Source organism: Serratia grimesii NBRC 13537 (genome assembly GCF_001590905.1).
Taxonomy (GTDB): Bacteria; Pseudomonadota; Gammaproteobacteria; order Enterobacterales; family Enterobacteriaceae; genus Serratia; species Serratia grimesii.
Genome location: NZ_BCTT01000008.1, coordinates 1 through 20,926, shown reverse-complemented (window position 1 = coordinate 20,926; position 20,926 = coordinate 1). Strand labels below are relative to the sequence as shown.

Below are 20,926 nucleotides of genomic sequence, written 5' to 3'. Positions count from 1 at the left end.
TTTACTCCGTCGGGGGATCAGATGTCGTCGCGTTCTAACGGGCAGCTCATACAGCGTGCGCCACCGCGGCCACGGCCCAGCTCATCGCCGGGGATCGGCAGGACGGTGATGCCGGCTTTGTCGTATTTTTCGTTGGTCCAGGTGTTGCGTTCGTAGCCGACCACCACGCCAGGCCGGATGGTGAGAACGTTGTTGGCGTCATTCCACTGTTCGCGTTCGGCCTCGAAGCTGTCGCCGCCGGTGGTAATGAGTTGCACCTGACTGATACCCAGCGCGCGCTCGATAGCGGTCAGGAAGTGTTTTTCCTGTTGGCGATGCAAGCCACCTTTGCCGTCCGGCGTTAGCGTCCAACACTGCGCTTCTTTACGCACCACTTCTGGATAAACCGAGAAAGTATCCAGATTGATATGAGTCATGACGGTATCCAGGTGCATACAAGAACGGTGTTTTGGCAATTCCAGAGCGATGACCCGCTCCGCCTGATGGGATTTGAACAGTGCCTGCGCCAGGAATTCGACCCCTTGCGGCGTAGTGCGCTCCGACATGCCGATTAATACGGCGCCACGACCAATGACCAAAACGTCGCCGCCTTCCAATGTGGCATGATCGTAATTACGTTCCTCATCGCCAAAATAGGTGGTGAAATTGCCATTCGCAAAATACGGGTGCCATTTATAGATAGCGCGCAGGTTATTTGTTTCACGCTGGCGCGCGGGTTTGGCCATTGGATTAATCGACACGCCGTTATATATCCAGCATGAGGTATCACGGGTGAACAAATGATTAGGTAACGGCTTCATAATAAAGTCGGTGCCCTGATGCGTATCAACCACCATATTACTGAAGCTGGCCGGCACTTCCTCATATGTCAGGCCGCCGGTCATATGACGCGCCAATTGGCGGTCGGGTAAATCACCCAGCCAGCCGCGAATGTCGGCGGCGAGCGACGGCCCCAGACGGAAGTCAGAAACCTGCGCTGACAACAACCACTGCTTAGCCGCGGGAATGCTCATGGTTTCGGTCAGCAGATCGGTCAGCAGCAAAACTTCGACATTCTGTGCACGCAATGTTTGCGCAAAAATATCGTGTTCCGCACCGGCACGTTCTACGGACAATACGTCGTCGAATAATAATTCCTGACAGTTTGATGGGGTTAATCGCTTTAAACTTAAATTAGGTCGGTGAAGCATAACGCTGCGCAGCTGGCCTATTTCAGAACCTACATAATTCTTATCCATGTCATTTCCTATTATCAGATTTAGGTAACATCGAACAAAACGAAATAAAGGTTTATTTCATTTATTGAGAATGGGTGCAGTGCCGTTGCCGCTGATAATAAACATTGCTTCCGGTTGTTTTGTGATGGGTGTCACATTGAGAGGGCGCGAAAAATGAAAAGGATTATCAATTGATTAGCGTCATTGTTTTATTGGAAATTTCATTTATCAAAATGAATTAATACGCATCTATCGCGTTAATTATCCAAAAATAAAGCAAGTTCACCTTAAAGGTGAGTGACTTAATTTATTGTAATTGCTTGGTTTTATCGGATGGCTGGCGTAGTTATGCATTTACAGGTTATTAATATCCTGGTGCACTCAATTTCTTTTGAATTTTTATTCCCGTCGGTAACGGATAATGGGTTTTTATTTTTGTGACGCAGCGGGCTTCTATTTTATTCCAAGAGGATAAACAAGGTATTAGCACAGTGCATTTCCCTGAGGGTGGAGAGGTTATGTACGTCGGGTGCATAAAAATCTGCAATACAACGAGACAGAGTGGGATAGTTAATCGGTTGGGGCTGGGGTGGCGAGAAAGCCCACCCCTATTGGGGGAGTCAATCGTTAAAGGGATTCGCTTAAGGTGGCGACCATCACTGCTTTGATGGTGTGCAGACGGTTCTCTGCCTGATCGAACACGACGCTGTGCGCCGATTCGAACACATCATCGGTGACTTCCATGCCGCCGTGCAGCCCGTATTGTTCGGCCATTTGCTTGCCAAGTGTGGTTTGGTCGTCGTGAAATGCCGGCAGGCAGTGAAGGAATTTGACGTTCGGGTTGCCGGTCAGTTTCACCATCGCCATATTGACCTGATATGGCTTAAGCAGGGCGATACGCTCCTGCCAGGTTTCTTTTGGTTCCCCCATCGACACCCACACGTCGGTATAGAGGAAATCTGCATCTTTTACCCCTTCGGCGATGTCTTCAGTCAGGGTGATCTTCGCACCGGTCTTCTGCGCTAATGCCTGGCACTCTGCCACCAAGTCTGCCTGTGGCCAACATGCCTTTGGTGCTACCAGACGCAGATCCATGCCTGCCAAGGCTGCGGCCTCCAGCAGGGTATTGCCCATATTGTTGCGGGTATCGCCGAGATAGGCGAACTTCACCTCATTGAGTGGCTTGCCCGGCAGGTGTTCCTGCACCGTGAGCAGATCCGCCAATAACTGGGTTGGGTGGAATTCATTGGTCAGCCCATTCCACACCGGTACGCCGGCATGATTTGCCAAGGTTTCTACCAGGTGCTGACCGTAACCGCGGTATTGAATACCGTCATACATGCGGCCCAGCACGCGGGCAGTGTCTTTCATCGATTCTTTGTGGCCGATCTGACTGCCACTCGGGCCGAGATAGGTGACCTGAGCGCCTTGATCGAAAGCGGCAACTTCGAAAGAGCATCGTGTACGGGTCGAGTCTTTTTCGAAGATGAGCGCGATGTTTTTGCCCTGCAAATGACGAGTTTCCTTGCCTTGCTTCTTGGCCTGCTTCAAATCGGCGGACAGTTGCAACAGCATCTGCAGTTCTGCCGGGGTGAAATCCATTAACCTCAGGAAGTGACGTTTGTAGAACGGGTTTATGCTACTCATTGCCGTATATCCTTATCGCTTAAATTGAATTTAAATTCACTTTATATGTATGAATATTCAATTTCAAGCCCGGAATGGAAATCTTTCACGTTTATCGTGGAAGCAATGCCGACGGTGTGTGAAAATAGAAGGAATACAGGCCATTTGACTTGAGGATATAGGCATGGCAAACAGCGAACAGCTAGACGAACAACGTGAAGAGACCCGCCTGATCATCGAAGAACTGCTGGAAGACGGCAGCGATCCAGAGGCGCTCTACACCATCGAACACCATTTCTCTGCCGAAAAGTTTGAAGTGCTGGAGAAAGCCGCTGTCGAAGCCTTCAAGTTAGGCTACGAAGTGACTGACGCCGAAGAGCTGGAAGTGGAAGACGGTACCCTGGTGATGTGTTGTGACGTAATCAGCGAAGTCAGCCTGAAGGCCGAACTGATCGACACTCAGGTTGAGCAACTGGTCGCGCTGGCGGCACGTTGCGGCGTTAACTACGACGGCTGGGGCACTTACTTCGAAGATCCGAACGGCGAAGAAGGTGACGATGATGAAGAAGACGGTGACTTCATCGACGAAGACGACGACGGTAAACGTCATTAATTAACTTCTGCTTAATTCCTGTGGGCCAGCGCTTGTTGGCCCCTGATAAATGACATGAAATACCAATCTCTGTTAGCCCCTATTTTAAACTTCCTGCACTGTGAAACCCCAGACGCCTGGATTGATGCTGCGCGCCGCCCAGAAAATCTGCCGCTGTTGCTGACTGACCATATGGTATGCGAGCTAAAAGCTGCGCAGACCGGCATGTGGCTGATCCGCCGCTATGTAGCAGACAAAGAGAGTGGTGACGCGTTACTGGCACTCCTCAGGCCCTATGAGGCGTTTCTGCATGAAGCGCAGGGCGTGCCGGAAGCCCTGTTTCAGCAGAACAATTTCACCCGCAAGATCCTGCCAAAAAACGGCTCGGCCTATGGTCAGGATCTGGCGGACAAGATGGTGTTGTTGATCAAAGAAGAGCTCCACCACTTTTCTCAGGTGCTGGAGATCATGCTGGCACGGCAGATCCCGTATAAGAAGATCACCGCCAGTCGCTATGCTAAAGGCATGATCCGTGAGATCCGCACCCACGATCCGGCGACGCTGATTGATAAACTGATTTGTGGTGCGTATATCGAAGCGCGCTCCTGCGAACGTTTTGCCCGCCTGGCGCCGCATCTGGACGACGAATTAAACCGTTTCTACGTTTCACTGCTGCGCTCTGAAGCGCGCCATTATCAGGATTACCTGACGCTAGCCGAACAGATTGCCGGTGGCGATATCAGCGAACGGGTGGCTCATTTTGGCCGTATCGAAGCGGCACTGATCCAGACCCCAGACAGCGAGTTCCGTTTCCACAGCGGTGTGCCCGCTATCGCCTGATAGCTGGGCATCCGTGGCGTGTTTTATTCCGGTGTGCCCAGCAAGATATCTACGGCTTTCTCTGCCAGCATAATGGTCGGCGCATTGGTATTGCCGCTGGTCACCTGCGGCATCACCGAACAGTCGATCACCCGCAGCCGTTCAAAACCGTGCACTTTGAGCTGTAAGTCGGTGACCGAGTCCTGTGGGGATTGCCCCATGCGGCAACTGCCCACCGGGTGATACACCGTCTTGCAGAAGTTGCGCACGAACTCTTCCAACTGTGCTTCATCGTTCAGCCATGCCGGCTGCGGCATCAGTAGATCTTTGATGATCGGTTTGAGGGCGGCGGTTTGTAGGAAGCGCAGGCCAAACTTCACTGCGCGCACGCTGCCGGCCAGATCTTCCGGATGACCGAGGTAGTTGGCATGCAGTTTCACCGGATCGCGTGGATCGCGGCTGCGTAGCAGAACTTCGCCGCGTGCTTTGGGTTGCAGATAGCCAACCTTCAGCGTGAAGCCGTGGATATTAGGTAAAGGTTCGCCGGGTACATCGTCCCAGCTGTCGAGCATCGGCAGGAAGTGGATTTGCACATCCGGTCGGCTGTCGCCCAGGCTGTCAGTGAAGGCAGCGCCTTCGAGCACGTTGGAGCTCAGTACGCCACTGCGAAATGCCAGCCATTCGGTACCGTGGCGCAACGCTTGCAGGCCGCGATCGGCACCGTACAGACTGATAGGGTCGCGGGTACTGACGTTGATCGACATATGCAGGTGATCGTGGAAGTTCTTGCCGACTGGCAGATCCGCGCGCGGTTCGATGCCCAACTGTTGCAGATGTTCGCGTGGCCCAATACCGGACAACATCAGGAGCTTCGGCGATCCTACGGCGCCGGCGCTGAGAATCACCTCTTTTGCCGCATATGCAGTGACTTCGGCACCGCCATTTTGGCTGTACACCACGCCGGTGGCGACGTTGTTGTCGAATACCACGCGGTGCACCAGCGCATTGAGCTTCACGACCAAGCGTTGCTCGTTGCGCACTGCTTTCAGGTAGGTGCGTGCGGTGCTGGCGCGCTCGCCGTTGTGGGTGGTGGTTTGGTAGAAGCCGACACCGTGCTGGCTGTCGCCGTTGAAATCATTACGGTAGGGTAGATCCAGCTCTTGGCCCGCGCGGATAAACGCCATGCTAAGCGGGTGACGGTAGCGGTTCTCGCTGACCGGCAGCAGCCCTTCGCCACCGTGATAGGCATCCGACAGGCTTTCGTTGGCCTCGGCACGTTTGAAGTAGGGCAGCACGTCTTGGTAGCCCCAGCCGACGCAGCCATAACGTTCGGCCCATTCGTCATAATCCTGCCGCTGGCCACGAATGTAGATCATACCGTTGACCGAACTGCTGCCACCCAGCACCTTGCCTTGGGCTATCTGCATACGCCGGTTGTTGGCGTGTGGCTCCGGTTCGGTCTCATACGGCCAGCTTTTCTTGGCGATGATCTTCGCCACGCCAGCTGGCATCTTGATGAATAGATTATTGTCGTCACCACCGGCTTCCAGCAGCAGTACTCGCGCCTGGGTACGGCGGATCAACTGTGCTGCCAAGACGCAGCCGGCGGAACCTGCGCCGACAATGATGTAATCAAAAGCGTTTTCCGACATGACTGCTCCCTGTGCGATTGCGGCATGAGCCTGTTCTGGCAGAGTATCGTAAGCGGGCAGGAGGTCAATTTGTAATCGTTAATTTATTAATGAATATCACAAAATTTATTTTTAAAATTAACTATCATTTTGATTTTTATGAAATATTAACAGGATAACTATATTAATATTTTATCTTTGATTTTTTGCATGTGTATGCTGATGCGGCGGGAGTGCGGTTTTATAAAGAATTGGCACATTGTTTCTTAACGGAATATTAAATATGAGACTTATCCGATCAGGAAAGAGAGTGTCAGAGTAAAAATGCTGCTATATGATGAATCCCTCTATTATTGGATAAGATATTAAGAAATATGGAAATTTCGATTAATAAGTCTAATTATTTAAAAGGGATTGCCATCATTTTGATGTTGGTCCATCACCTGTTTGCCTACCCTCTGCGAATTAGCCCGGATATCCCGATCTATCATATTGTTAACCGCGTCGACATTGAGATGTACCTTGGCCTGTTCGGCAAGATTTGCGTGTCGATGTTCCTGTTTTTATCGGGTTATGGATTCTCGCTTAAAAAACAAATCTCGCTTAAATATATTTGGGGGAAGCTGAAGAACTTATATATCAACTACTGGATAGTGCTGTTTATCTTTGTGCCGATTGGCATCATTTTCTTTCCGGGAGAAAGGTATACCCTTTCCCCATCGCTGTTTTTCGAAAACCTGATTGGTCTTAAATCCACTTATAACAGCGAGTGGTGGTTCTTTAAACTTTACGTTTTGTATGTGCTTTCTCTGCCACTGTTGTCGCGGCTCAATACCTATCCATTGCTGGGGCTGCTGGTGTTGGCGGCAGTGTGTGGCAAAGGGTTGCAGTATTTTGCTTGGGCACCGGAGGTGCTAATCGAATATTGCACCTGGCTGTTGCCTTTCGGCTTTGGCATGGTGTTTGGCCGTAGCCAGAAAATGCCGGCAAACACGTGGCTGGCGAAGCTGATCGTTACTCTAAGCCGTACACACCCGCTGATTTTACTGATGGTGACAGTGGCGGTGTTTATCGTTGCTCATAACCCTGGGCTGCTGCTGGTGACACCGCTGTTTATTATCGCGTTGATGAATACCGCTGACGGCCTGGGTAGCACGGTGAATCGGGTTGTGGGTGAGTTGGGCAAGCATTCGATGTACATGTGGCTGACCCACAGTTTCTATTGCTATTACTTCACTCAAAAGCTGATCTTTGCGCCGCGCTATACGCCGCTGATCCTGCTGTTATTGATTGTGGTGTCATACCTGACCAGCCTGGTGCTGAGCCGGATTGAGTTGGCTATCAAGGGCGGAGTGATGAAGAGGGTGCAGAAGGTGGGGTAGGCTGGATAAGAAAAGAGATCACTTATGTGTTCTCTCAGAAGACGGGCAATGTTTGTTATTAGGGAGAGCGTGCCGAAGGGGCGTAGCAGCCTTGGCTGCCGGAGCGCCCCTTCGGTGCGCTAGGCCCGGGTATCTCGGGCCGAACAGTAAACGCTGATCACAGGGTCTTCAGCATGGTGACTTCGCAGTCGACGTGGCCGGTGGTGCCCATCGCCTGGTCGATATGCTCAAAGCCCAAATGCTCATACAGGCCGATGGCCTGCGTCAGGCTGGCGGTAGTTTCTAAATAACAACAGCGGAAGCCCTGTTGACGGGCGAACTCCAGTGCTTGCAGCGCCAGGCGTTTTGCCAGGCCCTGGCCGCGCAACAGCGGCAGGAAATACATTTTCTGTAATTCGCAAATATCGTCTTCACCGCCTTGCAGTGGTGCAACACCGCCGCCACCGGCAATCTGACCATCCACTTCTATCACCCAATACGCGCTGCGCGGCAGGCTATAGAGTTGATACAAGACGTCCAGATTGGGGTCAGAAACGGTATAGCCTTTGTCCGCCGTCAGACCGTGTTCGGCGGAGACTTCGCGAATGACATTAGCAATAGCGGCATTATCATCAGCCGTTATTGGGCGCACCAGAAGACGTACTGGGGTTGCTGTTGTCATGTTTACACTCGCCATTAAAGGGAACCACATTCGTTTTTATCGCAACACAAAACGCACCGGAGTTATTTCCCGGCGGCGTCCATGCAGCATTATATACCCGTCATCTTTCAAGTTGCAGCGTTGTTACCTCCCCAGTTACTTACCTGAGTAAGCGCCTGGGGATGAGCGAGCTGGGCGCCTGGCTGCAACTTGAAAGCTATAGGGTAGGCTTTGTAATAACATCTTAAGCGGGCCGGATGCAACGGCGATAAAAAAACAGCGGGGAAATCCCCGCTGTTTTCAGCTGTTGCAGTGATTCGACAGATTACAACGCGGCGATGGACGCCTGCTGTTCCTGCAACTTCACTTTACCTTCTTTGCAGGCAGTCAGACGTTCGCGTTCTTTCGCGACGACGGCTTCTGGCGCGCGCGCCACAAAACCTTCGTTAGACAGCTTGCCTTCGATCGAGGCGATTTCTGCATCCAGCTTGCCCATCTCTTTCGACAGACGCGCAATCTCGGCGTCTTTATCGATAAAGCCAGCCATTGGGATCAACAGCTCGGCACCGTCTACCAGCTTGGTGACGGATAACGGGCCTTTGTCACCGGCAGGCAGCAGAGAGATAGACGACAGACGCGCCAGACGCTCGATAAAGCTCTGGTTTTCCTGCACGCGGCGCTCTGCGTCGGCGTTGCAGTTGCGCAGCAGCACTTCCAGCATTTTGCTCGGCGCGATGTTCATCTCGGCACGGATATTACGTACCGCGGTGATCGCCTGCTTGATCCACTCCAGGTCGTTCAACGCCTGCGCATCTTCCAACGCGGCGTCGTACTCTGGGAATGGCTGCAGCATGATGGTGTCTGCAGTTTCGCCAGTCAGGGTCTTCACGCGCTGCCAGATGGTTTCGGTAATGAACGGGATCACCGGGTGTGCCAGGCGCAGCAGGGCTTCCAGCACGGTGATCAGTGTGTGGCGGGTGCCGCGCTGTTCCGCTTCGCTGCCGTTGGTCACGACAGGCTTGGTCAGCTCCAGATACCAGTCACAGAACTGGTTCCAGGTGAATTCGTACAGGATGTTGGCGGCCAGATCGAAGCGGTAAGTGTCCAGCGCTTCGCGGTATGCCTTCACCGTGCGGTTGAATTCAGCCAGGATCCAGCGGTCTGCCAGCGACAGCACTTTCTCGCCACCGTTAAAGCCACAGTCCTGGCCTTCGGCGTTCATCAGCACAAAGCGGCTGGCGTTCCACAGCTTGTTACAGAAGTTGCGGTAGCCTTCCAGGCGCTTCATGTCCCAGTTAATGTCACGGCCGGTAGAAGCAAGTGCCGCCAGGGTGAAACGCAGGGCGTCGGTGCCGTGCGGTTCGATACCGTTCGGGAATTGCTTCTCGGTGCGCTTACGGATTTTTTCCGCCAGCTGCGGCTGCATCATGTTGCCGGTACGTTTTTCCAGCAGGTCTTCCAGTGAGATACCGTCAACCATGTCCAGTGGGTCGATCACGTTACCTTTCGACTTGGACATCTTCTGTCCTTCGTCGTCGCGGATCAGACCGGTCATGTAGACGGTCTTGAACGGAACCTGTGGCTTGCCGTTTTCGTCCTTCATGAAGTGCATGGTCAGCATGATCATGCGCGCAATCCAGAAGAAGATGATGTCGAAGCCGCTGACCATCACGCTGGTCGGGTGGAAGGTTTTCAACGCGTCGGTTTGTTCTGGCCAGCCCAGAGTAGAGAAGGTCCACAGGCCGGAAGAGAACCAGGTGTCCAGCACGTCTTCGTCCTGGTTCAGCACCACGTCTGGGCCCAGGTTGTTCTCGCTGCGCACTTCTTCTTCGCTGCGGCCAACGTAGACTTTGCCGTTCACGTCGTACCAGGCCGGGATACGGTGACCCCACCACAGTTGACGAGAGATACACCAGTCCTGAATGTCACGCATCCAACTGAAGTACATGTTTTCGTACTGCTTCGGCACGAACTGGATCTCGCCTTGCTCAACCGCTTCCACCGCCACTTTCGCCAGCGGTGCGGTACGCACGTACCATTGGTCGGTCAGCATCGGTTCGATCACCACGCCGCCACGGTCGCCGTAAGGCACCGTCAGGTCGTGCGGTTTGATCTCTTCCAGCAGGCCCAATTCTTCAAAGGCGGCCACTACCGCTTTACGCGCTGCAAAGCGCTCCAGGCCACGGAACTGGGCCGGGATTTCGTTGCAGTAATCTGTGCAGATTTCGCCGAGCGTATTGAACACTTCCGCTTCCTGACGGATATCGCCGTCGAAAGTCAGGATGTTGATCATGGTCAGACCGTGACGTTTACCGACTTCGTAGTCGTTAAAGTCGTGCGCCGGGGTGATTTTCACACAGCCGGTGCCTTTTTCCATATCGGCGTGTTCGTCACCGACGATGCGGATACGGCGGCCAACCAACGGCAGAATAACTTCTTTGCCGATCAAATCTTTGTAGCGCGGATCTTCCGGGTTCACGGCTACGCCGGTATCACCGAGCACGGTTTCCGGACGGGTGGTGGCGACTACCAGGTAATCTTTGCCTTCGGCAGTTTTGGCGCCGTCGGCCAGCGGGTAGCGCAGGTGCCACATGGAGCCTTTGGATTCGCGGTTTTCCACTTCCAGATCGGAAATGGCGGTGCGCAGTTTCGGATCCCAGTTCACCAGGCGTTTGCCGCGGTAGATCAGATCTTCTTTGTGCAGGCGGACAAACACTTCGCGTACGGCGTTGGACAGGCCTTCGTCCATGGTGAAGCGCTCACGCTCCCAGTCCACGGAGTTGCCCAGACGACGCATCTGACGGGTAATGGTGCCGCCGGATTCTGCTTTCCACTGCCAGATTTTGTCGATGAACGCGTCGCGGCCATAGTCATGGCGAGTTTTGTTTTCTTCTGCGGCGATCTTGCGCTCAACCACCATCTGGGTGGCGATACCGGCATGGTCGGTACCGGCCTGCCACAGGGTGTTTTTACCCTGCATGCGCTGGTAACGGATCATAGTGTCCATGATGGTCTGCTGGAATGCGTGGCCCATGTGCAGGCTGCCGGTGACGTTCGGCGGCGGGATCATGATGCAGAAGCTTTCCTGGCTGGTATCACCATTTGGCTTGAAGTAACCCTGGTTTTCCCAGTGATCGTACAGCTTCTGTTCGATCTCTTTCGGGTCGTATGCGGTATCGAGATGACTGTTTGTCTTTTCCATTTTATATCGTTGTTCAGTGAGTTGGCGGCGTGGCCGTGGTCAAATGGAAGCCGACGCTGCGATAAGCTTTATATCGGTCGCGCGCCAACTGTTTCAGGGTGTCTTCGTAAGGGACGAAGTCTACCACTTCATGGAAAGCAGTAGCAAAATCTGCAAACTGCGGCAGCAGGGCGATCAGTAGATCGCGCGGGGAGTTGCCGCGTTTACCGGGCCAGCATAGCTCGACCGGCGCACCATAGTGCGGGCCTTCACCGGCCAGATTGTGTGGTACGAACTGGTGCGGATCGCGCTGCCATAGCGCCTCGTCCAACCGCTGGGCTTGTTCCTGGCTTTCGCAGGCGATCAACACCCGCTTGCCGGAACGCCAGCGCTCGGCGGCAACGGCGCAGGCCACGGCCTCATGCGCGCTGAGCGCACCTGCGGGTTCCGCGTGTTCAATTAAATAGAACGTTGCCTGTTTGCTCATGAGTCCATTGCCGTTAGAAAAAATTAGGGGCGCAACTTGTGCGCCCTTCGCTTTGTTACCGTGATTATATACCCAATAGGTTTCAAGTTGCAGCTAGGCGGCAAGTTCGTAAATCCCCAGGAGCTGACATAAAGTCAGTGACTGGGGTTTACGAGCACAGCCAACAACGCTGTAGCTTGAAAGATGAAGGGTATTTTAATCGTCGCCGTTTAACCCAGCACGGTTCAACAGGAACTGTGACAGCAAGGCTACCGGACGACCGGTAGCGCCTTTGGCCTTGCCTGAACGCCAGGCAGTGCCGGCGATATCCAGGTGTGCCCAGCTGTACTTACGGGTGAAACGCGACAAGAAGCAGGCTGCGGTGATAGCCCCGCCCGGACGGCCACCAATGTTCGCCATATCGGCAAAGTTGGAGTCCAGCTGCTCGTAGTACTCGTCGGACATCGGCAAGCGCCACGCGCGGTCGCCGGCCTGTTCGGACGCGCCGATCAGTTCGTGCGCCAGCGGGTTGTGGTTCGACATCAGGCCGGTGATGTGGTGGCCCAACGCGATCACGCAGGCGCCGGTCAGGGTGGCAACGTCAATCACCAGCTCCGGATCGAAACGCTCGACGTAAGTCAGGGTGTCGCACAGTACCAGGCGGCCTTCGGCGTCGGTGTTCAGCACCTCGACGGTCTGGCCGGACATGGTAGTCAGCACGTCGCCCGGACGATAAGCGCTACCGCCAGGCATGTTTTCACAGCCCGCCAGCACGCCGATCACGTTCAGCGGCAGGTTCAGTTCCGCCACCACACGCATCACGCCGTACACGGTGGCTGCGCCACACATGTCGTACTTCATCTCGTCCATGCCATCGGCAGGTTTGATCGAGATGCCGCCGGCATCGAAGGTCAGCCCTTTACCGACAAGCACAATTGGCTTAGCGTCCGGGTTCGGATTGCCCTTATATTCCATCACCGACATCAATGACTCGTTGCGCGAGCCAGCGCCAACCGCCAGATAGGCGTTCATCCCCAACTCTTTCATCTGCTGTTCGCCGATGACGCGAGTGGTGATGTTGGTGCTGAAAGCGTCCGCCAGTTGGCGAGCCTGTGACGCCAGATAACCGGCGTTACAGATGTTCGGCGGCATATTGCCGAGATCTTTCGCAGCTTTGATGCCTGAAGACACCGCCAGACCGTGCTGGATAGCACGTTCACCGCTGGTGAGTTCACGACGGGTTGGCACGTTGAACACCATTTTACGCAGTGGACGGCGTGGCTCCACTTTGTTGCTTTTCAGCTGATCGAAGGTGTAGAGCGTTTCTTTAGCGGTTTCTACCGCCTGACGCACCTTCCAGTAAGTGTTACGGCCTTTCACGTGCAGCTCAGTCAGGAAGCAGACCGCTTCCATGGAGCCGGTATCGTTAAGGGTATTGATGGTTTTTTGAATCACCTGTTTGTATTGGCGTTCATCGAGCTCGCGCTCTTTGCCACAGCCAATTAACAGGATGCGTTCGGAGAGAATGTTAGGTACATGGTGCAGCAGTAACGTCTGCCCGACTTTACCTTCCAGTTCGCCACGGCGCAGCAAAGCGCTGATATAACCATCACTGATTTTGTCGAGTTGTTCTGCGATAGGGGACAAGCGGCGCGGTTCGAAAACGCCGACTACAATACAGGCACTGCGCTGTTTTTCCGGGCTACCGCTTTTTACACTGAACTCCATGCACTCTCCTGAATCTTAAAGACAAAGGCGGACGCTACGGCTAGAATGACGCACTCCGTAACGATCTCCGGCCATCGAGTTAACTAACTATGTTAACCTGAACGGCGTAAATTGCTCTGTTTTGGCGACTATAAGTAAGTTCCTATAGGACACCCAAATGCTAGATGTTGTAATACTATTTTAGCTGTGTCGGTTGCCATATGATGAGAATAAATGGCGGATTAGCGATGAAACTATCGATTTTCCTGCAAAAAGACAAGTTTTCACAGGCGTAATAAGCGTGATCATCATAAGATATCTGGTACGGGAAACGCTAAAGAGCCAAATCGCAATCCTGTTCATCCTGCTTCTGATCTTCTTTTGTCAGAACTTAGTCAGGGTGTTAGGCGATGCGGTGGACGGCGATGTCCCGACAAATTTAGTTCTTTCTTTGCTCGCATTGGGTGTGCCGAAGATGGCGCAGCTAATCCTGCCATTAAGCCTGTTTCTCGGTTTATTGATGACGCTTGGGCGGCTGTATACCGACAGTGAAATCACCGTGATGCATGCCTGCGGTCTGGGTAAACGTACCCTGATCATCGCGGCAATGGTGTTGGCACTTTTCACCTCCGTCATTGCAGCGGCCAACGTGTTCTGGGTCGGGCCCTGGGCCTCGCGCTATCAGGACGTGGTGGTGTCCGAAGCCAAAGCTAACCCGAGTATTGCCGGGCTGGCAGAAGGGCAGTTCAAGACGTCACAAGACGGTAACGCGGTGCTGTTTATTGGCAACGTAAAAGGCAGCACCTTCAATAATGTGTTCCTGGCGCAACTGCGGCCGAGTGGTAACCAACGCCCATCCGTGGTGGTGGCTGAGCACGGCCAGATTAACCAGTTGAATGACGGTTCGCAGGTGGTGACGCTGGATAAGGGCACCCGTTTTGAGGGGACTGCACTGCTGCGCGACTTCCGCATTACCGATTTCAACGACTATAAGGCGGTGGTAGGCCACCGAGCGGTCGCCGTGGACGGTAACCAGGCCGAACAGATGTCGATGAAGACGCTGCTGGAGTCTGACGACCCGGACGCACGTGCCGAGTTCCATTGGCGCCTGACGCTGGTGGTGTCTGTGGTGCTGATGGCGTTGCTGGTTGTGCCGCTCAGCGTGGTGAACCCACGACAAGGCCGCGTGTTGAGCATGCTGCCGGCCATCCTGTTGTATTTGATATTCTTCCTGCTGCAGACCTCGCTGCGTTCCAACGCCGGTAAAGGCAAACTGGACCCGATGTTGTGGCTCTGGCTGGTCAACGCCGTGTACTTTGCGATCGCGCTGGCGCTGAACCTGTGGGATACCGTGCCGATGCGTAAGCTGCGTGCACGCCTGAGAGGAGCGGCCTGATGTTTGGTGTTTTAGACCGATATATCGGTAAGACGATTTTCAACACCATCATCATGACGCTGTTCATGCTGGTGTCGCTTTCCGGCATCATCAAGTTCGTCGACCAGCTGCGCAGAGTGGGTCAGGGTGACTATACGGCGCTGGGCGCCGGGATGTTTACCCTGCTGAGCGTGCCGAAGGACATCGAGATCTTCTTCCCGATGGCGGCCTTGCTGGGGGCATTACTTGGTCTGGGGCAATTGGCGACGCGCAGTGAACTGGTGGTGATGCAGGCTTCCGGCTTTACTCGCATGCAGATCGCCGGTTCGGTGATGAAAACCGCCATTCCGCTGGTGCTGTTGACCATGGCGATTGGCGAGTGGGTAGCCCCGCAGGGCGACCAGATGGCGCGTAACTACCGTGCGCAGCAGATGTACGGCGGTTCACTGCTTTCCACCAAAAACGGCCTGTGGGCGAAAGACGGCACCGACTTTATCTACATCGAACGCGTAGCGGGTGAGAAAGAGCTTTCCGGCGTGAACATTTACCACTTCAACGACCAGCGCAGGCTGGAGACGGTACGCTATGCCGCTAGCGCAACCTTTGAAGACGGTGTATGGAAGCTGTCGCAGGTAGATACGTCTGACCTGACCAACCCTAAACAAGTTACTGGCACCCAGACGCTGACCGGCGAATGGAAGACCAACCTGACCCCGGACAAACTGGGCGTGGTGGCGCTGGACCCAACCTCACTTTCGATCAGCGGCTTGCACAACTATGTGAAGTACCTGAAACAGAGTGGTCAGGAAGCCAACCGCTATCAGTTGAACATGTGGAGCAAGGTGTTCTCGCCGCTTTCCGTTGCGGTGATGATGCTGATGGCCCTGTCGTTCATCTTCGGGCCGCTGCGTAGCGTACCGATGGGCGTGCGTGTGGTAACCGGTATCAGCTTCGGCTTCTTGTTCTACGTGCTGGACCAGATATTCGGCCCGCTGAGCCTGGTATACAACATGCCGCCGGTACTGGGCGCGTTGCTGCCAAGCATGCTGTTTTTGTTGATCAGCGTGTATATGCTGCTAAAACGCAAGTAGCGGCGCTACAGGCAGTTTAAGAAGGCGTGGCCAGTGGGTTACGCCTTTTTTGTTTCTGGGAGCCCTGCACGTTGCGCCCGTGATGTTTGCAGCAGGTATCGCCGATGTCATTCGTAGGGGGGCTGCATGCTGCGCCCGTGTTGTTTGCCGCAGGTATCCGCGATGTTATTCGTAGGGGCGCTGCACGCTGTGCCCGTGTTGCTTGCCGCAGTATCACCGATGTTATTCGTCGAATGAGGGCTTATTTCGCCTACAAAATGAGCCAAACATGACCCTGTCGACGATTTTTTCAGCACTTAACTCATTGAACAACGGATAAGTGTTGCGTGCGGATCGCTGAAAGGTATAATGCACACGTTTTCCGCATACTACTTGCAGTGCCGAAGTGGCGAAATCGGTAGACGCAGTTGATTCAAAATCAACCGTAGAGATACGTGCCGGTTCGAGTCCGGCCTTCGGCACCATTAGTACAGCGCGAACAAGAAGCCACCGAGAGGTGGTTTTTTTGTGCCTGAAATCCGCTCCGCGAGTTTCCCCTATCTTACCCAGACTTATCCATCAACGGATTGCCGCATCCCGTCATTGCCACTTTCACAGGCACGTTTCGCAGCCCCTTTAACGCTCATTTCCATCCAAGAGATGCTGGACTAACCGAGTGTGATGATTATCATGTTATCGATACTACCGATCCAGAGAGCGTGTTATGCAACATATCATTGAAGGTTTCCTCAGCTTCCAGAAAGAGATTTTCCCACAGCGTAAGGAACTCTTCCGCAGCCTTGCCTCCAGCCAGAACCCTAAAGCGCTTTTTATATCGTGTTCTGACAGCCGCCTGGTACCCGAACTTGTGACTCAGCAAGACCCGGGACAGCTTTTCGTTATCCGTAACGCAGGCAACATCGTTCCTTCCTTTGGCCCGGAACCGGGTGGGGTTTCAGCGACCATCGAATACGCGGTTGTTGCACTGGGCGTCACGGATATTGTGATTTGCGGCCACTCGAACTGCGGTGCCATGAAGGCGATAGCTTCTTGCCAATGTCTTGACCCGATGCCTGCTGTGGCCCACTGGCTGCACTACGCGGACGCGGCAAAAGCGGTGGTAGAGAAGAAAACGTGGGATAGCGAAATCGACAAAGTTAACGCCATGGTCGAAGAGAACGTTATCGCCCAGCTTAATAACATTAAGACTCACCCGTCCGTTGCCGTGGGTCTGCGCAACAACGGCCTGCGTCTGCACGGCTGGGTGTACGACATCGAAAGTGGCGAGATCCGTACGCTGGATAAAAATACGAAGAATTTCGTTTCACTGGCAGATAACCCCGCAGTTCACTTCGAATAAAGTGATGGTTGGCTTTGGCTAGTAAATTGAATCCACGTTTCGGCGTGGATTTTTTTATGGGGTAGATCTAAAGAATCATGTCCGCTTTTGATACTCACTAAAAGCCATAGCAGACATCTCGATACGGAGAGGGCATCTATCCCCTATAGGGGATAATACTCATTTCATCCGCTTGGGAGGATAAAATGAAAATCACCTCGGCACAGATGCTGGGGCATACATTACGCAACGAGCGTAAAAAGCGTAACCAGAGCCAAAGTAAAACCGCTGACAGTATCTGATTTAAACAGGCCACGGTTTCCGCCTTTGAAAACAACCCAGACGGCACCCAGTTGGAGACGTTGTTCAAACTGCTTTCCGCGCTGGACTTGGAGCTACAGGTCACCCCGCGTGGTAAGCCGGTAGATCCCAAGACCTGGGATCAGGAGTGGTGAGCATGGAAAAGCTGCGTGTGGCGCTAAATGGCACTGTTGTTGGAATGCTGGAGAAGCATGCAGGCGGCGCGATGTCGTTTGTTTACCTGGAAGAATGGCTGGCACGCGCCATATCGTTATCCCTGCCGTTACAGCCAGAGCCGTTCCGCGGCGACGTAGTGTTTAACTTTTTCGACAATCTGCTGCCGGACAGCGAGCTCATTCGCAGCCGCATACAGACGCGCTTTAAAACGACAACCAAACAACCTTTTGATCTGCTGGCCAGCATTGGCAGCGACTGCGTGGGAGCGGTTCAGCTTTACCCTGAACATGCTGAGGTGGCCCCGGTAAAGCAAGTGAATGTAGTACCGGTCAGTGACGAAGAAATAGAACAGTTACTGCAAGGCTACCGAGAAGCCCTCTTGGGCATGGGACTCGATAGTGATGATTTCCGCATTTCTCTGGCAGGCGCACAGGAAAAGACGGCGTTGCTTTGGTTCTACAATCAGTGGTGTCGACCGAAAGGAAGCACACCGACCAGCCACATCATAAAACTGCCCATCGGCCATATTGCGTATAACAATCTGGATCTCAGTGAAAGCTGTGAGAACGAGTGGTTATGTTTACGTATTGCTGAACAGTTTAGCCTGCCGGTAGCACAGACTCAGTTAATGCGCTTTGGTGCACAAAGGGTACTGATCGTGGAGCGCTTTGACCGATGTTGGTCGCAAGATAACAGTTGGCTGATACGCTTGCCGCAGGAAGATTTTTGCCAAGCTTTAGGCGTTCCCCCTGCGCTGAAATATGAGGCTGATGGTGGGCCCGGTATTGCGGCTGCGATGGAGCTGCTATTGGGCTCACAGCAACCCTTGTTCGATCGAGACACTTTCTTTAAAAGCCAAATCGTATTCTGGATGCTGGCGGCCATTGATGGGCATGCTAAAAACTTCAGCCTGTTCATTGAACCAGAAACGACCTATCGAATAACTCCGCTCTATGATGTGCTCTCGGGTTACCCATTTATTCATGCCCGTGGCATTGCGCCACAGAAAGCCAAAATGGCAATGACTGCGCTTGGGAAGAACCGCCATTACCGTTGGAGCCAGATCTTGCCACGGCACTTTATCTCTACCGCGAGAGCAGTTGGGTATTCCGAAGAGAAGACGCTACAGGTGATGGCTGAGTTGAAAACGCAAACGGAGCAAGCAATCGCTAATGTGGAAGCGATGTTGCCGGACGATTTCCCCCGCTCTGTGAGTGATGCCATTTTTGCCGGGGTTCGGCGACAGGCAGAGCGATTGCCTTGGTAGGGGGATTTGTTATTGAACTACATGAAAAATTAACACACCTGCTTAGGTGTCTTTTTTATATCAATTAGACTAAGGTTTTTGTCATCAAATCGAAATTAGGTGCTTAAACAGCTATGGTGGATAAATGCGACCTTCTTGCATCTGCAGCGAGTAGTTGTTTACCTGCTTGTTAAATTCTAACAGTGTAGGGAGGAGGTGATCGTAACTAAGAGACCATATATTGTAATTCTATTGAATAATATCCAGTCACGCTATAAAGATATTTTTTGATTTTGAAATTTTTTAGTTATAGGAAAGGTAACCTAGTACTGATTTAGTATGCTGTGCTTTTTAACATCCCCTTTTTTTATAGATGTTTATTGCCATTCTCTTTGTTAATATAATGTGGTGGAATTGATGATTGAATATCAATGCCAAAATGAATTATTTAATTTTAAAATAGTAACTGCGTTTATTATTTAATTGGAAATTATTTTTGTGTTGAATAATATGCTAATGTACATGCTAGATTTCTACAAGATATAACTAAGGAGTAACTGGGTGAGCAATATGATATTTAGTACGATAAAAAATATCGCTATGGAAAGCGAGGGTTTGGGAGATTCAGGAATTGAGACTTTTTTGGATAATCCATTTTTTAGTCTTTCACGAGAAATTGGTCAAAACAGCAGAGACGTACATGATCCATCTACTAAAAAGCCTGTTAAAGTTTGCTTTGATTTGATTTCTATAAATAAGAATGAAATCCCATGTTTTAATGAGTTTACAGATACTGTATCGTCATGCCTTTCCTACGCAAAAGAAAAATGTGATATTAAGAGTGTTAAATTTTTCGATAATTTAATGGATAAAAGTAAAAATGAAAAAATAAATGTCCTAAAAATTTCAGACTTTAATACAAAAGGATTGAGAGGGCCTTGTGTTGAGGGGAATCCATTTCATAGTTTAGTCAAAGCAAAAGGCGTGAGCCAGAAAGATGATAATGAAGCCTCTGGTGGTTCTCATGGCATAGGAAAAAATGCTGTTTTTGCAATATCTGAAGGAAGAACGGTATTTTACTCAACTTGCTATCCTGATGAAACAGGTAACTCTGTATTCCTATTCCAAGGTAAATCACTATTAACTTCTCATCTCGATAAGAACGGTGATGCGAGGAGTGCAACTTGCTACTGGGGAGGAGAGGATTTTCAACCAATAGATAACATCGATTTTATTCCGAACTGGTTAAGAAGGGATGAGATAGGGACAACTATTTTTGCTTTATTTGTCAGAGACGATGAAAACTGGAGGAATGAAATAGCGATATCATTAATTAGTAATTTCACAAGTGCTATTCATTCCGGTGATATAGAGTTTTCTATTGACGATGGGGAAATATTAATCACATCTGACACGCTTGATGAAAACTTTGAGAAATTAAAAGAAAATGACTCTCTATCTGGTAACATGCATGCGGATGTTCTTGATGATGCTGAAATGATATATGATTGCCTGACCGCCATTGAAGCAAATCATGGTACTATTAATATAGATCAACTTGGTGATTTTACTATACGTGTTCTATTGAGTGAAAAAAATTATAAAAGGTTTTTCTTCATAAGAAATGGCATGTTAATAACTACAAACCTGAAAAACTTTAAAGATAAACTTATTAATTTTAATCAATATTCTAATTTTACAGCTATTATTGAGCCAGCAAATTCTTCCTGTAGCGCAAAAATAAAAAACATGGAAAATCCGAGGCATGATGAATTATCTACTGCGAGGATCATTGACTATACTGAGAGACAAATCCTCACTGCTGCTATGAATAAATTGGGGGTGGCAGTTCGCATATTCATTAAAAATATAGCGTACGTCGAACCTAAGGACAGAGAGCAAATAGATGAGCTAGCTCATTTTTTCGGAGGAGAAGATAATGAAATAAGAATTTCTGGCGATAACGATAAGTTAGATAATCATCCTGATACAGATAAAATCATTCCGAAAAAAAGAAAGTCGAATAATGGGGACGGTGGTGTAAGAGATATAGAAATAGTAACTGACGGAGGCACAGGCACAGGCACAGGCACAGGCACAGGCACAGGCACAGGCACAGGCACAGGCACAGGCACAGGCACAGGCACAGGCACAGGCA

The 20,926-nt window shown here is 51.7% G+C and carries 15 protein-coding genes, 1 tRNA gene and 1 pseudogene; 10 read left to right on the top strand and 7 right to left on the bottom strand.

Annotation, left to right across the window (positions count from 1 at the left end; genetic code table 11):
• Positions 1 to 17: 17 nt before the first annotated feature.
• Together arcA and argF are read right to left on the bottom strand one after the other, a co-directional pair.
• On the bottom strand, positions 18 to 1,238 hold the full coding sequence (arcA, locus tag SGR01S_RS10890) for an arginine deiminase (RefSeq protein WP_037424437.1): 1,221 nt from the start codon (positions 1,236 to 1,238) through the stop codon (positions 18 to 20).
• 606 nt (positions 1,239 to 1,844) lie between these two features.
• A complete protein-coding gene (gene argF / locus SGR01S_RS10885; RefSeq protein ID WP_037424435.1) occupies positions 1,845 to 2,864 on the bottom strand; it encodes an ornithine carbamoyltransferase in 1,020 nt (339 codons plus the stop codon).
• Positions 2,865 to 3,027: 163 nt separating this feature from the next.
• On the opposite strand from argF, the gene rraB reads away from it, so the two are divergent.
• Both rraB and miaE read left to right on the top strand, forming a co-directional pair.
• Entirely contained in the window at positions 3,028 to 3,456 is a 429-nt protein-coding gene (rraB, locus tag SGR01S_RS10880) for a ribonuclease E inhibitor RraB (protein ID WP_037424433.1), read from the top strand.
• A 54-nt stretch (positions 3,457 to 3,510) separates the two neighbouring features.
• Entirely contained in the window at positions 3,511 to 4,275 is a 765-nt protein-coding gene (miaE, locus tag SGR01S_RS10875) for a tRNA isopentenyl-2-thiomethyl-A-37 hydroxylase MiaE (protein WP_037424431.1), read from the top strand.
• A gap of 23 nt (positions 4,276 to 4,298) precedes the next feature.
• Here the strand turns inward: miaE and SGR01S_RS10870 are convergent, their stop codons facing one another.
• Positions 4,299 to 5,906 carry a GMC family oxidoreductase gene (locus SGR01S_RS10870; protein WP_061807454.1) on the bottom strand — a complete coding sequence of 536 codons (1,608 nt, stop codon included), beginning with the start codon at positions 5,904 to 5,906 and terminating at the stop codon, positions 4,299 to 4,301.
• A gap of 353 nt (positions 5,907 to 6,259) precedes the next feature.
• Between SGR01S_RS10870 and SGR01S_RS10865 the strand changes: the two genes are divergently transcribed.
• Positions 6,260 to 7,267 (top strand): acyltransferase family protein, encoded by a 1,008-nt coding sequence (locus SGR01S_RS10865; protein ID WP_061807453.1) that lies wholly within the window; start codon positions 6,260 to 6,262, stop codon positions 7,265 to 7,267.
• 157 nt (positions 7,268 to 7,424) lie between these two features.
• Here the strand turns inward: SGR01S_RS10865 and SGR01S_RS10860 are convergent, their stop codons facing one another.
• From SGR01S_RS10860 to pepA, 4 genes are all read right to left on the bottom strand, one after another.
• Positions 7,425 to 7,928, bottom strand: coding sequence for a GNAT family N-acetyltransferase (locus SGR01S_RS10860; RefSeq protein ID WP_037424425.1), 504 nt, complete (start codon positions 7,926 to 7,928; stop codon positions 7,425 to 7,427).
• 304 nt (positions 7,929 to 8,232) lie between these two features.
• A complete protein-coding gene (locus SGR01S_RS10855; RefSeq protein ID WP_061807452.1) occupies positions 8,233 to 11,109 on the bottom strand; it encodes a valine--tRNA ligase in 2,877 nt (958 codons plus the stop codon).
• A gap of 13 nt (positions 11,110 to 11,122) precedes the next feature.
• Positions 11,123 to 11,575, bottom strand: coding sequence for a DNA polymerase III subunit chi (locus SGR01S_RS10850; protein ID WP_037424421.1), 453 nt, complete (start codon positions 11,573 to 11,575; stop codon positions 11,123 to 11,125).
• 195 nt (positions 11,576 to 11,770) lie between these two features.
• Positions 11,771 to 13,282 (bottom strand): leucyl aminopeptidase, encoded by a 1,512-nt coding sequence (gene pepA / locus SGR01S_RS10845; protein WP_037424420.1) that lies wholly within the window; start codon positions 13,280 to 13,282, stop codon positions 11,771 to 11,773.
• A gap of 280 nt (positions 13,283 to 13,562) precedes the next feature.
• On the opposite strand from pepA, the gene lptF reads away from it, so the two are divergent.
• The 7 genes and pseudogenes from lptF to SGR01S_RS24180 all read left to right on the top strand — a co-directional run.
• Entirely contained in the window at positions 13,563 to 14,657 is a 1,095-nt protein-coding gene (gene lptF, locus SGR01S_RS10840; RefSeq protein WP_037424419.1) for an LPS export ABC transporter permease LptF, read from the top strand.
• Complete coding sequence (lptG, locus tag SGR01S_RS10835) at positions 14,657 to 15,727, top strand: LPS export ABC transporter permease LptG (protein WP_037424418.1); 1,071 nt, start codon at positions 14,657 to 14,659, stop codon at positions 15,725 to 15,727. The genes lptF and lptG overlap by 1 nt, the downstream gene beginning before the upstream one ends.
• 379 nt (positions 15,728 to 16,106) lie before the next feature.
• Positions 16,107 to 16,191, top strand: a tRNA-Leu gene (locus SGR01S_RS10830).
• A gap of 239 nt (positions 16,192 to 16,430) precedes the next feature.
• Positions 16,431 to 17,066 (top strand): carbonic anhydrase, encoded by a 636-nt coding sequence (locus tag SGR01S_RS10825; protein ID WP_061807451.1) that lies wholly within the window; start codon positions 16,431 to 16,433, stop codon positions 17,064 to 17,066.
• Positions 17,067 to 17,251: 185 nt separating this feature from the next.
• A pseudogene (locus tag SGR01S_RS10820) lies at positions 17,252 to 17,500 on the top strand (helix-turn-helix domain-containing protein).
• A gap of 2 nt (positions 17,501 to 17,502) precedes the next feature.
• Positions 17,503 to 18,789 carry a type II toxin-antitoxin system HipA family toxin gene (locus tag SGR01S_RS10815; protein WP_061807450.1) on the top strand — a complete coding sequence of 429 codons (1,287 nt, stop codon included), beginning with the start codon at positions 17,503 to 17,505 and terminating at the stop codon, positions 18,787 to 18,789.
• A gap of 540 nt (positions 18,790 to 19,329) precedes the next feature.
• The coding region (locus SGR01S_RS24180) for a hypothetical protein (RefSeq protein WP_061807449.1) at positions 19,330 to 20,926 on the top strand (1,597 nt) is incomplete at its 3' end.